The 13,076-nt window shown below is 56.2% G+C and carries 10 protein-coding genes; 2 read left to right on the top strand and 8 right to left on the bottom strand.

Features of this window, described 5'->3' with window-relative positions; all coding sequences use genetic code 11:
• Positions 1 to 18 precede the first annotated feature (18 nt).
• The 8 genes from fbp to BCS36_RS09245 all read right to left on the bottom strand — a co-directional run bounded on the left by fbp (position 19) and on the right by BCS36_RS09245 (position 6,898).
• Positions 19 to 1,035 carry a class 1 fructose-bisphosphatase gene (gene fbp, locus BCS36_RS09210; RefSeq protein ID WP_291302601.1) on the bottom strand — a complete coding sequence of 339 codons (1,017 nt, stop codon included), beginning with the start codon at positions 1,033 to 1,035 and terminating at the stop codon, positions 19 to 21.
• Between the two features lie 83 nt (positions 1,036 to 1,118).
• Positions 1,119 to 2,606: a hypothetical protein gene (locus BCS36_RS09215; protein WP_291302602.1), complete on the bottom strand. Its 1,488-nt coding sequence runs from the start codon at positions 2,604 to 2,606 to the stop codon at positions 1,119 to 1,121.
• Positions 2,607 to 2,740: 134 nt separating this feature from the next.
• The gene (locus BCS36_RS09220) at positions 2,741 to 3,973 is read right to left on the bottom strand and encodes a tetratricopeptide repeat protein (protein ID WP_291302603.1); all 1,233 of its coding nucleotides are present in this window, start codon (positions 3,971 to 3,973) and stop codon (positions 2,741 to 2,743) included.
• A 3-nt stretch (positions 3,974 to 3,976) separates the two neighbouring features.
• A complete protein-coding gene (locus BCS36_RS09225; protein ID WP_291302604.1) occupies positions 3,977 to 4,279 on the bottom strand; it encodes a septum formation initiator family protein in 303 nt (100 codons plus the stop codon).
• Positions 4,279 to 4,533, bottom strand: a complete 255-nt coding sequence (locus BCS36_RS09230; protein WP_179981634.1) for a hypothetical protein — start codon at positions 4,531 to 4,533, stop codon at positions 4,279 to 4,281. The genes BCS36_RS09225 and BCS36_RS09230 overlap by 1 nt, the downstream gene beginning before the upstream one ends.
• The gene (gene pgsA, locus BCS36_RS09235) at positions 4,530 to 5,090 is read right to left on the bottom strand and encodes a CDP-diacylglycerol--glycerol-3-phosphate 3-phosphatidyltransferase (RefSeq protein ID WP_291302605.1); all 561 of its coding nucleotides are present in this window, start codon (positions 5,088 to 5,090) and stop codon (positions 4,530 to 4,532) included. The genes BCS36_RS09230 and pgsA overlap by 4 nt, the downstream gene beginning before the upstream one ends.
• 247 nt (positions 5,091 to 5,337) lie before the next feature.
• Complete coding sequence (locus tag BCS36_RS09240) at positions 5,338 to 6,252, bottom strand: Mrp/NBP35 family ATP-binding protein (protein WP_291302606.1); 915 nt, start codon at positions 6,250 to 6,252, stop codon at positions 5,338 to 5,340.
• A 34-nt stretch (positions 6,253 to 6,286) separates the two neighbouring features.
• The gene (locus tag BCS36_RS09245; protein WP_291302707.1) at positions 6,287 to 6,898 is read right to left on the bottom strand and encodes a protein-L-isoaspartate(D-aspartate) O-methyltransferase; all 612 of its coding nucleotides are present in this window, start codon (positions 6,896 to 6,898) and stop codon (positions 6,287 to 6,289) included.
• Positions 6,899 to 7,124: 226 nt separating this feature from the next.
• On the opposite strand from BCS36_RS09245, the gene BCS36_RS09250 reads away from it, so the two are divergent.
• Entirely contained in the window at positions 7,125 to 8,453 is a 1,329-nt protein-coding gene (locus tag BCS36_RS09250; protein ID WP_291302607.1) for a M23 family metallopeptidase, read from the top strand.
• Between the two features lie 228 nt (positions 8,454 to 8,681).
• Positions 8,682 to 13,016 carry an acyl-CoA dehydratase activase gene (locus BCS36_RS09255; protein WP_291302608.1) on the top strand — a complete coding sequence of 1,445 codons (4,335 nt, stop codon included), beginning with the start codon at positions 8,682 to 8,684 and terminating at the stop codon, positions 13,014 to 13,016.
• Positions 13,017 to 13,076 lie beyond the last annotated feature (60 nt).

Genomic DNA, 13,076 nt, shown 5'->3' on the forward strand with positions numbered 1-13,076 from the left:
CGGCGTCACGACCATTTACTAGAAAGCAGCCAGGTTGGCATGCCGGGCATAAATATTTTCCACAGCCTCTACATCCTTTGCGGAGCCGATGAACAGGGGCGTGCGCGCGTGCAGACGGTCCGGCACCCTTTCAAGAATGCGCCCCCTGCCGTCACTGGCCTTGCCTCCGGCCTGTTCAGCAAGAAAGGCCAGAGGGGCGGCTTCACACATAAGACGCAACTTGCCGTTGGGCTTATGAATGTTTGGCGGGTACATGTAAATGCCGCCATTAATGAGGGTTCGATGAAAATCGGCAACAAGCGCTCCCACATAACGGGAAGAATAAGGCGTGCCGTCCGAAGTTTCACACCCGTGGAACCAGTTGACGGCTTCGCGCGCGGGCGCGTCCCAATTCTTCCAGTTGCCCTCGTTGACGGAATAGATGGAACCCTGTTTGGGGATGCACATATTGGGGTGCGAAAGCAGAAATTCTCCCACCCCCGGGTCAAGGGTGAAGCCGTGCACGCCCTGCCCCGTGCTGAGCACCAGCATGGTGGAGGGGCCATAGAGGATATACCCCGCAGCCACCTGCTTGAGGCCCGGTTGCAGCACCTCATCCAGGGTCACTTCACCAGAATGCCCCTCTGGACGCCGCAAAATGGAAAAGATGGTGCCCACGTTGATATTCACGTCAATATTGGACGAACCGTCAAGAGGGTCAAAGATGAGAATGTAATCGCCCCGTGGGAATTCCGGGCTGACGCGAATAAGCTCAGCTTCTTCTTCAGAACTCATCGCGCATAAAGCGCCGCAGCGCTCCATCCGGTACAGCATGATGCGGTTGGCGATGGTGTCCAGCTTTTGCACGTTCTCGCCCTGCACGTTAACTTCTCCCGTGCCGCCGAGAATATCCAGAAGTCCGGCTTTGTTGATGCGGCGTGAGATGCTTTTCCCCGAAAGGATGAGGTCGTAGAGCAACCCGGTAAATTGTCCGGTGGCCTGTGGAGTGCGCTTTTGGTGCAGCAGCAGATGTTCCGTGACCGTGATGTCAGCCATATGGCCTCCTGCAACAGAAAAATAGTTCTGAGAACATAAAACTTGCGCCGCCCCGGGGCGGCGCAAGTTTGTATTGATATGCGTCAGTTCCGAGGCCCAAAGGGACTTGGCCGTCCGCCTGGCAAAACATCCGGCGCGGCTGGGGCGCCCGATGATTCTTCGGACTTGGCCGGGGCCGCGCTTTCAGCGGGCGCAGACGACTCCTGCTTTTGAGGCTGGGCTTTCTCTGCCTGCGCTTCCGGCTTGGCAGCCGCCTCTGCAGGCTGGTTTTGAGTGGAACCGGATGTTAAATCATCTGGCTTCACGTCATCGGCCTTGCCCTTTGATTCGTCATTATCACGCGGGCCGAAGGGGCTCGGCGCAACAACGCGAGGCTGTTCTTCACGCGGGCCGAAGGGGCTTGGCGCGACGACTCTGGGGATATCCGCTTCCGGAGCTCCAAGTCCGCCAGGTCTGGTTTGCGGCGCGGCCTCACGTCTGGGTTTTTGAGCCCTTTCAACGGGGACATTCTCGCCTTCAAGCTGGCGTTCCTGAACCTTGGCTTTTTCAGATCTTTTGTTTTTGAGCAAAACACTGTCGCCGCTGCCAGGCTGGATGTCGTGGGAAGCTCCGCCCGCAGTCTGTGCGGACGGCTGCCCCGAAGCGTTGACGGCATCAGCGGGGGTGGGCATGGCGACGGCGTCCGGGCCCAGTTTTTTGCTCTTGCGCTCAGGCTGGGGCGGCGGAGGAAGCTTGGGGCGTTCCTTGGGGAAGAAGGCCAGGCCTTGCTCCACACTGCCGCTGCCTTCAGGGAAATTGCCCTTTTCAGCCACAGCGAAAATCAGAGGCAAATTACCAAGATAACGCACCATGTAATAGAAGGTGCCGTTTACGTTGGTGCACGTGCCGGAAGAGCTTTTTGTAACAACCTCTTCCCAGTTCACGCCTGCCAAGGGGGTGGCGGCAAAATCATACTTTCCTGGCCACAACAGCGCGTTGGGGGAAAGGATGACCACATTTTCCGAGCTGCTGGAGTACTGCATGAGGGCGCGCATATCGAAGTAGGTCGCAACCACGCCAAGAAAGTCGACGCCGTCATACAGGGGAGCAGCAAGCAAAATCTCCGGTCCCAGCGGCGAGGGCTGAACATCGGCGCGGAGAGCACGGCTGCTCTGCTTTTTGTCTTCGTAAAGCAAAGGGATGAAATCCAGCTGCTTCATTGGATTGGCAGGTTCCTGACCAAGGATGGTGCCGTCGTATTTTACGCCGGCAAAACCGCTGACCCAGGGGAAATTGGTGAAAAATGCAGAGATCCAGTCACGAGTCGGGGGCTTGTCGGCATTGAGCATGACGCGTTCAAGGCGGTTCAGCTCCACGTCAATCCCCATCATGCTGTGGGTCAGAGCCAGAGCCTGCGGTGAAAGTTCGCCTTTTTCGTCATAGTCCACCGATGCTGGCGGGCTGACATAGGTGTTCCAGAAGCCCTTGGTGGACTTCCACACATTTTTGGTTGGCTGGTATGAACTGCATCCTGTAACCAGAAATGCAGCGGTAACCAGCATGAGTATGGTCCGCAGATATGATTTGAACACCGTATTCTCCCTCAGCTTTAGAACAGTCCGCAAGAAATCGTCATCTGTCCTGCGCGAATGGTAAAAGCCACCAGACAAAGATCAGCTGCTTTGCCTCTGGCTGCATATAATGCGAAATCGGCCTTGATAATGGTTTAGCTGTGCGCCCTGGCCTCAACCCGTTCGGCCAAGGCCTCAAGCATGCTTATAAGCTTATCCTTGCCGGTGGATCCCCCAGTTTCGGCGGGCTCCTGCGTCTGCTCCACAGGCGGCGCGCTGCCCAGACGCGCGTTCAGTGTGGCTATACGCTGCCGCAGATCGGCACTCTCTTCCGGTGCGGTGGCCGCAGCGGCCAGCTCATGATAAATATCCAGCGCCCCCTTGATGTCCCCCTGTTCTGCCAGCACTTCAGCCATTGAGCGCGTCCGCAGAGAAAAACGCTCCTCAGTGTCGTCAGCCTCTTCACCGGTATGCGCGGCTCCGTCAGTTGCGTTTTCCGCAGTTGAAGCTTCATCATGGGCAAAGGGGCTCTGTGAGGGCGCATCCACAGCGTCATGGCCGAAAGAGCGTGCAGTTTTGGAATGCAGGGGCACTGCCAGAGGCGCGGCGTCCTCGTCTTCATCCGGATCAAACGCATCCAGTTTTTCATGAACCAGATGGTCAGCAACCTCTGAATCTGTGCCGAGGTCTTCATGCGTCAGATGCCCGTGGGCCTGCCGGACGGCAGAGAATGCGTCTTCATCCGTTCCCGCGATATGGGCAGCAGTGGCATCCTGCGATTGAGCGGGTGCGTGGTGCTCCTGCTGAGCGGGAATATCCTGTTGTCCGGGAGGAGACGACAGTGCAGCTGATCCGGACGATGGCGATGCTTCACGTTCGGGCGCATGTGTACTGGTAGAATCTTCATGTGAAACTTGAAGATTTTTCGATTCATCCAGTGCCGAGTGGCGTGTGTCGGGCCCTGCTGCTGGCGCATCGTGCCCGATCAGGCTGGTGACGCCCTGATTCAGCACCTCGCGCAACGACACTGGCCCTTTTGCAAAATTGAGAGCCAGAAACCGCATAACGGCAGCCGTGTCCGGGGACTGGCCCGAGGTCAGAGTAGTGGCGGCCCACGCCTGCCAGAACCCCGAATAGGCCGTGAACATGCGGCTGAGCCTTTCTACCTGGGCCTCGCAAGCGTTTTGCTGGCCCGTTTTATAAAGCAGTTCTATCAGAAAGAGTCGCGCTTCAAGAAACTCGTCGTGTCGCGCCAGCCCCTGCTCCAAAACGGCCACAGCCTCTTCGGAATGCCCTTCTTCCACCAACAGGCGCGCCAGAGGAAAAAAAACCTTGGAGTTGGGTTCGAGTTCCAGAACTTCTTTATACCATTCTATTTTTTCCGTCATATATTACGGCTCCCGATGGGGTTTGGCCGATGCGTCAAAGAGGTAGAGCACCTCGTTATCTCGCACATAGTGCAGGCGCTGCCGGATCACTTTTTCCACATATTGGTTGTCGGACTGCAGGAGGCGGATTTCACGGCTGAGGGCCATGTTTTCCTTATCCAGGTCAGCTATCTGTTTTTCCAGGTCGGCATATTGTTTTTTGAGTTCACGGTATTCAATCAAGCCCGTAGGCCCCCATACCGTTCGGCTAAAAAGCACGATGCTTATGAGACCAAGCACTACAAGAATAAAAGAGCGCCAGAACATTACTGCAACAGCCGCTTATTTTGGGGCTTTCCTTTGCGGGAAAGCTTGAGTTCAGCCAAAAAGGTCGCTGTGGCGTTTTCAAGTCGTCGCACGTCCTCTTCGGCCAGTTTCATCTGATCCACCTGTGCAAGGTAATCCTTTAGCGAATTGAGTTCCATATCAAAGTAACGCCCCCAGACCCCGGCGCGCATGTCGGGTTCCAATTCCAGAATGGTCTGGATGCAGTTTTTGAGGCGTATCTGCAACGTGCTCATACTTTGTCGGAATCCTTACGCGCCTGTGTCCGGCGGTAAAAATCATAGCAGTAATTGGAGCCTGAGATGAGGGCCAACGCCAGAGCTGCATACAAGAGCCACTCGCCAATGGGGCTGAGGTCCATACCCCATAGTGGATAATGCAGTATGAGCGGCACGATGGCAAAAATTTGCAGAATGGTTTTGGCCTTGCCGAACTTGTCGGCGGCAAGCACTATGCCTTCGTCAATGGCGATGGTGCGCAGGCCGGTGACCACCAGTTCACGGCAGACCATAATGATGACAACCCAGGCCGGAGCCCAGCCAAGCTTAACAAACATGATGAGAACGGAACAGATCAGTACTTTATCAGCCAAGGGGTCCAGAAACTTGCCCATGCTTGTGACCATGTTGGAACGGCGGGCAACATAGCCATCGGCCCAGTCGGTCAGCGAAGCAAAAATAAAGGCCAAGGTAGCGAGTTTACAGGTAACCGGCCCCTCAAAATACAGTAGCAAAACTACCAGAGGGGTCATAAGAATACGTAATAGCGTAATTTTATTAGCAAGATTAAGCATGTAGTTCTTTCTGACGCTCCCCAAGATTTTTTGTCCAAATAACATAAAAGCAAATAGGAGAAAAGAAGAAAAAAACTCCCCTGCCGGGGCACTTAAAGCCCGGCAGGGGAGTTTAGCTTTTTTGCGCTAAAGGCTCAATGGGGTTTCGCACGTATCAAAAATGCGAAAAATCCCGCACTGAACGCAGTAAGTTGGCCTGCGCGTCATCAGTCAGCCGTTGAATGTTTCAGGCAGCGGTTTTCCGGGGCTACGCATGCGTGGAGGCCAGGGCTTCCAGGCTGGTGTCGCAGGCAGAAGCGATGGCGTCGGCCAGTTGCAGAAATGCTGTCTTGGCCGGGCTGTCTGCTTCAAGATACACAACAGGCACGCCGCGATCGGCCGCCACCACGGTAGTCGGATCCAGGGGCACAGCGCCCAGAAACTTCAGCGCATACTTCTTGGCAAGTTCTTCTCCGCCGCCCTTTTTGAAAATGTCTATTTCCTGATGGCAATGCGGGCAGACCAGGCCGCTCATGTTTTCCACTACGCCCAGCACGTTTGAATTGGTGTACTGAAGAAAATTGATGGCCTTGCGTACGTCGGCCAGTGAAATTTCCTGGGGCGTCGTCACTACCACGCACAGCGCATCGGGGATGGACTGCATAACGGTCATGTGCTCGTCGCCAGTTCCTGGAGGCGAGTCAATGAGCAGAAAGTCGAGATCCCCCCACTTAACGTCCGAAATGAACTGGCGTATGGCGGCCGTCTTTTTGGGGCCGCGCCACAGGATTGCCTGATCCTTATCCTGAAGCAGGGAGTCCATTGAGATGACGGAGAGATTTTCATTATAGACCGCAGGCAGCATGAGTTCGCCAGCCGGATCCATTTCAACCGTGCTGGTGAGGCCAAGAAGATTGGGCACGCTCGGCCCGTGCATATCAACATCAAGGATGCCGACCTTGAAACCACGACGGGCCAAAGCGGCTGCCGTATTAACGGTAACCGAACTCTTGCCTACCCCGCCCTTGCCGCTCATGACAAAAATCTTGTGCCGGATGTGGCCTAGCCTGTCGGCTATAACCTTGTCCTGCAGAGCTGCAGGATCATTGCACTTTCCATCGCCCCCCTTGCCCGTTGAACTTGGGCAGGAAGAAGACGAGGAACAGGAGGAACAGGAAGCCATGATATCTCCTTATTTTTGACGGGCACCTGTATGGCTACCAGCCGTGGTCGCCCACCAGGTCCACAAAAATGGCGGGGCCCATATCTTCACTCAGCATGCGTCCCTGCTCTTTGCGCAGGCGCATAAGCCTTTGCGCGCGAGGACGCGGCCCCACAGGAATAAGCAAAATGCCGCCTTCATCAAGCTGATCCGTCAGGGGACGCGGCACCTCCGGTCCACCTGCCGTAACAATAATACGGTCAAACGGCGCAGCCTCGGGCATCCCCAGGGTGCCGTCACGCCGCTGCATGTGAATGCCGCGCAGTCCCAGCTGCCGTAAGAGGCTTGCAGTGCTTTGATAGAGTTCGCGCAGCCGTTCCACCGTAAAAACCGTGCAGCCCATAGTCGCCAGTATCGCGGCCTGATAGCCCGAGCCCGTGCCGATTTCCAGCACCCGCATGCCTCTGCGTACTTCCAGAAGCTGGCTCATCAGAGCCACAACATAAGGCTGTGAGATGGTTTGTCCATAGCCTATGGGAAGGGGCGTATCTTCATAGGCCTGCGCCCGCAGGGCCTCCTGCACAAAAAGATGCCGCGGGACGGCGCCCATGGCGGCCAAGACCTCCGCGTCAGTAATGCCTCTGGCTTCAAGTTGCTCGCGCACCATGCGCCTCCGCAGACGTTTGGGGTCCACTGGGGAGGCTGCCGCGCGCTCTGGCGCTCTTATGCCTGGATGTCTGCTGTTTTGCATACTGCGGAAGTGAAAACAGATTTTTACCCTCAAGTCAATGCACGCCACCGCGCCGCGAGACTTTATAAATCTTCCAGACTTTTCCTTGAAAATTGGCGGTCTTTATGCAAGGCTTTTTCTCGAGCTTAATGAGGAGCCTGCAATGCGAAAGAAAAGTATGTTTTCAACTGTGCTTGGAGTTCTGGTGTTGGTCGTTCTAGGAGTGGGCGGCTATACTTTTTTCAAGGACCTTGAAGGTCCCATTATTGAAGTTTCTCCCAACACAGGCAGAGTTTCCCCCGCCAGTGTGCTTAAGATCAACATGCAGGATGTTTCAGGAATCAGGTCTGTTACAGTGGGCGTGAAAAAAAATAACGTGCTTAACGTTATTTTTAACAAACATTTTGATCAATACCTGCCTGAACGTACTGTTGAAGTTTCCCTCAAGGACGCTAACCTTCGCGAAGGCGCCTTTGACCTTGAAATACGCGCCACTGACGGCTCGCTTGCCGGTTTTGGCCAGGGCAATACCCGTACGTTGCAGCTTCCCATGCGCCTTGACACACAGCCCCCGCGTATTTCGGTCAAAACACTGCCTCCCAACGTGCGCCGTGGCGGCGCTGCCGTTGTGCGCTACACCATTGATGAAGAGGTGACCACCAGCGGCGTCCTTGTGGCCGGTTATTTTGTTCCCGGCTACCTGCAAAAAGACGGCAGCTACATCTGCTTTTTCCCCTACCCGTACACTATGACGGCCAAAGATTTCAAAAACAGTGTGGAAATCACTGCCACCGACCTTGCGGGCAACGTGACCAAGAGCCGTTTGACCGTCATGGCCTTTGAACGGACTTTCAAAGGCGACAGCCTGGAACTGACCGACAATTTTTTGCTGACCGTGGAGGGCAAGTTGCGCCATCTGGCTCCCAATGCAGCCAACCCTCTTGAATGCTATCTGTATATCAATAATCAGGTGCGGGCCGCCAACGTCGAGGAACTGCGCAATATAAGCAAAGATACTGCCTCGGCCATGCTGTGGAGCGGCGTTTTTACACGCTTGCCCCGCTCCGCGCCGCGCGCGGGTTTTGCTGACCATCGCTTTTACAGTTACCAGGGCAAACAGGTTGGCGAATCCTATCATCTTGGCTTTGACCTTGCATCAATACGTAATGCCGAAGTGCCCGCCGCCAACAGCGGTCGGGTCATTTTCAGCGGCGATCTCGGCATCTATGGCAATATAGTTGTGATTGATCACGGTCTGGGGCTTATGTCCCTCTACTCTCACCTCAATGATTTTGTGGTCAACGCTGGCGATGTGGTGCAGAAGGGGCAGCTTCTTGGCCATACGGGCACCACAGGGCTTGCGTTTGGCGACCACCTGCACTTTGGAATTATGGTGGGCGGCGTTGAGGTCACCCCGCTGGAGTGGCTTGACCCGAAGTGGATACGCGACAATATCACCGACAGACTTGATGCCTCAATGGCTCAACAATAACCCTCTGCTAGTGTTGCGCCGTGCCCTTTTTTTCAACAAAGCAAAGTTTGAAAAATGTGCACGGCGCTTCTTTTTTGTAACCTGGGGCTTGTCTTTGTCGCCCCTTGCGGTATATCCTGAATCTATAGCTAGAAAATATTTCGCTTTTCCTTTAAACAGGAATCATTATTCGATGAAAGGCGATATCTTGTCCCTCCTACAAACACACAGAAATGTGAGGACTTATTTGTGTCTCCACATCCTGCGGCATTTCTTGGTCTGGACATAGGCTCCACCACTGTCAAGCTGGCGCTCCTTGATGCCGAGGGCATGGTTATTGAAACCATGTACCGTCGTCACGGAACTGCTGTTCGAGCCACGTTATCCGCTCTTCTGGATGAACTGGCACAAAAATATCCTCTTTTGCCGGTACGTTGCGCCATCACCGGATCTGGCGCGCTGGACCTTGGCGAAGCCCTTTCTTTGCCTTTTGAACAGGAGCTGCTGGCCACGGCCCGCGCGGTATCGGCAGCTGCCCCGCAAACCAGCGTCGCTGTCGAGCTTGGTGGCGAAGACGCCAAACTGCTGTATCTTGGGCAGGATGTGGAACTGCGCATGAACGAATCCTGCGCGGGGGGAACCGGGGCTTTCATCGACCAGATGGCCCGCCTGCTCAGCACCGACGCGCAAGGGCTCAATGAGCTGGCCGCGCGGCACACCACCCTCTACCCCATTGCTTCACGTTGCGGCGTGTTCGCCAAAACAGATATTGTGCCTCTGCTGAATGGCGGCGTAGCGCGGGAAGACATCGCGGCCTCCATATTTCAGGCCGTGGTTGAGCAGACCATTGGCGGCCTGGCTTGTGGTCGCCCCATTGAAGGCACAGTGGCTTTTCTTGGTGGGCCATTGCACTTTTTGCCAGAGCTGAAAAAACTTTTTATAGCGGCACTGCAACTGGAAGATGACGAAATCGCCTGCCTGCCGCATGCCCAGTGTGCCGCTGCCCACGGTGCGGCTTTGTGCATGAAGGACAGGCTGGGTGAAACGCCGCTGGTCCGTCTGGACGAACTGGCCCGTCAGGCCCGCAGTTTGGCGAGCGAAGCGCTCCCGCCACTGACCAAGGCGCTGCCGCGTTTTTTCCGTGACTCCGCTGAATATGAAACCTTCAGAAAACGGCACTCCGACGACCGCCTCCCCCGACGTGACCTGAGCAAGGCGACCGGTCCCCTGTATCTTGGGCTCGACCTCGGTTCCACCACGGTCAAGGCCGCGCTCATAGACGCGCAACAACGCATGCTGGCATCGTGCTACGTATCCAACGGGGGCAACCCGTTGCAGGTTCTTTTGCCGCCGCTTGCCGACATGCTTGAGCAGATTCCTCCGCAGGCCTGGCTTGCAGGCACGGCCGCCACCGGCTACGGGGCGCAGCTTGCCGAGGCGGCGCTGAAGCTTGACTGCGTAACAGTGGAAACTCTGGCGCACTTCAAAGCCGCACACCGTATTGTGCCTGAAGTGAGCTATGTCATAGACATCGGCGGTCAGGACATGAAGTGCCTCAAGGCCGAAAACGGCGTTATCGCGGATGTGAGCCTTAACGAGGCCTGTTCCGCAGGTTGCGGGGCTTTTCTTGAAAGCTTCGCCTTGGGGCTTGGCATGACTATGGAGGAATTTGTCGAGGCGGCCCTTTATGCCGAGCATCCGGCAGACCTTGGCTCACGCTGTACGGTGTTCATGAATTCAAAAGTCACGCAAGCCCAGAAAGAAGGCATGAAAGCGGCCGATATTGCGGCTGGCCTCTGCTATTCTGTTGTTCGCAACGCTCTGGACAAGGTGCTGCGCATCAAAAATACCGATGAACTGGGGCAGCATGTGGTCGTGCAGGGAGGCTCGTTCCTCAATGACGCATTGCTTTGCGCCATGGAGCGCACCTTGGGGCATAGCGTGCACCGTCCGGCCTCCTCGGGGCTTATGGGGGCTTACGGGGCTGCCCTGACGGCGCTTGAATCCTCCCCTGCCAATGAAGTGCGCTATTCCCCCCTGACAGCCGAGGGCCTTCGTAATTTTGAGATGCGCAGCCGCAGCTTCCGTTGCCGCGACTGCGGGAACAACTGCCTGTTGACTGAAACGCGCTTCTCGCATGGAACACGCCATTTTTCAGGCAACCGCTGTGACAAGTTCGCCAATACAAATGGCAAAAAAACGACCGCCGGACAAAATCTTTATGATTGGAAGCGCCAGCGGCTCTTCCGCTATGCCCCGTTGCCCCTTGAGCGTGCGCCAAGGGGTGTCCTGGGCATACCGAGGGTGCTGACCGTATATTCGCACTATCCCTTCTGGTTCACCCTTTTCTCCAGTCTTGGCTTCAGGGTTGAACTTTCACCGCCGACCAGCCGTGCGCTCTTTGCCCGGGGCCTGGCCTCCGTGCCATCACAAAGCGTCTGCTATCCTGCCAAGCTGGCCCATGGTCATGTGCTTTCGCTTGTTGAAAAAGGAATCTCGCGCATATTCATGCCCTGCATCCCCCGTGAATCCAAAGAATTTAAGGAAATGTGCGACGCGTTTTCCTGCCCGGTGGCCTGCGGTTATCCACAGGTGGTACGCGAAAACCTGCCGGAACTGGTCAATGGCAAAGCCTTTATGTACACGCCTTTTGTGAACCTCAACCACACGGCATCCCTGGTGCGGAATCTTTGTCAGGAAATGGATCTGCCCAAGGGGGAAGTGCGCGCCGCCGTTCGCGTGGCTCGGCAGGAGCAGGAAAACTATCTGCGCGAACTGCGGGATGAAGCCGAAAAGCTCTATGCCGCAACGCTCCGTCAGGGCGGAACGCTGGTGGTGCTGGCTGGTCGTCCCTACCATGCCGACCCTCAAGTGCATCACGGACTGCCGGATTTTATCGCTTCGCTTGGCGCCACGGTGTTAAGTGAAGACGCCCTGCCGCATCGCTGGCTACGCAAAATCCCCGTGCCGGGGCTGCGCGTCCGCAACCAGTGGACGTACCCTGCCAGGCTTTACCGGGCCGCAGCATGGGCTGCTCAAGGCGACCACGGCAAATGCAGGGTTGAACTTGTGCAGCTTACCTCATTTGGCTGCGGCCTTGACGCCATTACCTCCGACCAGGTACGTGAGCAGCTGCACAATCATGGCAAGCTGTATACCCTCATCAAGATGGATGAAGGCAACGCGCTTGCTTCGGCCCGTATTCGGATCCGTTCATTGCTGGCCGTATCAGAAGGGCGCGGCAAGGGCGTACAGACGGTCATCCCGCCCCCCACGGCTCCCGTTTTTTCCAAAAAAAACGCCCGCTCCCACCTGATTCTTGTCCCACAAATGGCTCCGCTGCATTTTCCCTTGATCACAGAGGGCATTGTGGGCAGTGGACACATGGTAAAACTGTTGCCCACGGTAAATTCTGAAGCCATCAGCATAGGCCAGGCCTATGTAAACAACGACGCCTGCTATCCGGCCATTGTGGCCATCGGCCAACTCCTGCACGCGCTGCAAAGCGGCGAGCATGATCCTCACCGTACAGCGCTGCTGCTTTCACAGACCTGTGGGCCATGCCGCGCCAGCAATTATCCGGCCTTATTGCGTAAAGCCTTGATTGAATGCGGCTTCGCATCGGTTCCAATACTCACCATGAGCACATCCGGGGGTGACAGCCATCCGGGCTTTAGCCCCAACCGCGCCATGCTGCACAAAATGGTGCTGGGCATGCTGGCCGGAGACATGCTGCAACGCCTGTCTCTGCATACGCAGACCTATGAGCGCCGTGCTGGAGACACAGCCGAAAGGATTGATCATTGGGTGCGCACACTGGCCCCCATTGTGCGGCATGGCGATGATCTGGCCTTCCGCCGCAGTATGGAGCGCCTTGTGCGGGACTTTGAGCAGATCGGCTGCGATGTGGACCGTAGGCCGCGCGTCGCTGTGGTCGGCGAAATTCTTCTGACCTATCATCCTGACGCCAACCGACATATTGTGGATATCATCAGACAGGAGGGGGGCGAACCCCTGCTGCCCGACATCACAAATTTCATGCTGTATTGCCTGCGGGATTCCATCTACGACTGGCAGCGTCAGGGCGGCAGCGCTCTGGGTGCGCTGGGCAGCACTCTGGCTATCAAGAAAGTGGAAAATTTGCGCAAAAGCATGCGGGAGGCTCTGGCCCGATCTCCCCTTGCGGAGAGGGTCATGCCCGTGGCCCATCTGGACACGCTGGCCCAAATGGGCGAGAGCATGCTGTCGCTGGGCAACGCTGCTGGCGAAGGCTGGCTTTTGCCGGCAGAAATGCTGGAATTTCTGAACCACGGGGCAAAGGACATCCTGTGTCTTCAGCCTTTCGGCTGCCTTCCCAATCATGTGGTAGGCCGTGGAGCGTTCAAGACTGTGCGCCGTGCGGCCCCTCAGGCCAATATCATGGCCATTGACTATGATCCGGGCAGCAGCGAGGCCAACCAGCTGAATCGCATACGTCTGTTTATGGCCATTGCCAGGGACATGGCGCGCCAGCAGGGTTTTTTACGGCTGGGCGATCTTCAGGATCAGTCAGATTTCGCCAAAAAACTTTGCGGCGTAAGGTAATTGCCGGAACACAACAAACCATGACAAAAACAGGTGGGATATGGCCGTACTGGCGCATTC

This window comes from Desulfovibrio sp. MES5, assembly GCF_002237645.1.
In the GTDB taxonomy this organism is placed as follows: domain Bacteria; phylum Desulfobacterota; class Desulfovibrionia; order Desulfovibrionales; family Desulfovibrionaceae; genus Desulfovibrio.

Coding starts and splice junctions, on each gene's coding strand:
- BCS36_RS09225 (WP_291302604.1), bottom strand. CDS start 4,279: ATGTTCTGGCGCTCTTTTATTCTTGTAGTGCTTGGTCTCATAAGCATC.
- BCS36_RS09240 (WP_291302606.1), bottom strand. CDS start 6,252: ATGGCTTCCTGTTCCTCCTGTTCCTCGTCTTCTTCCTGCCCAAGTTCA.
- BCS36_RS09245 (WP_291302707.1), bottom strand. CDS start 6,898: ATGGTGCGCGAGCAACTTGAAGCCAGAGGCATTACTGACGCGGAGGTC.
- BCS36_RS09220 (WP_291302603.1), bottom strand. CDS start 3,973: ATGACGGAAAAAATAGAATGGTATAAAGAAGTTCTGGAACTCGAACCC.
- BCS36_RS09230 (WP_179981634.1), bottom strand. CDS start 4,533: ATGAGCACGTTGCAGATACGCCTCAAAAACTGCATCCAGACCATTCTG.
- fbp (WP_291302601.1), bottom strand. CDS start 1,035: ATGGCTGACATCACGGTCACGGAACATCTGCTGCTGCACCAAAAGCGC.
- pgsA (WP_291302605.1), bottom strand. CDS start 5,090: ATGCTTAATCTTGCTAATAAAATTACGCTATTACGTATTCTTATGACC.
- BCS36_RS09250 (WP_291302607.1), top strand. CDS start 7,125: ATGCGAAAGAAAAGTATGTTTTCAACTGTGCTTGGAGTTCTGGTGTTG.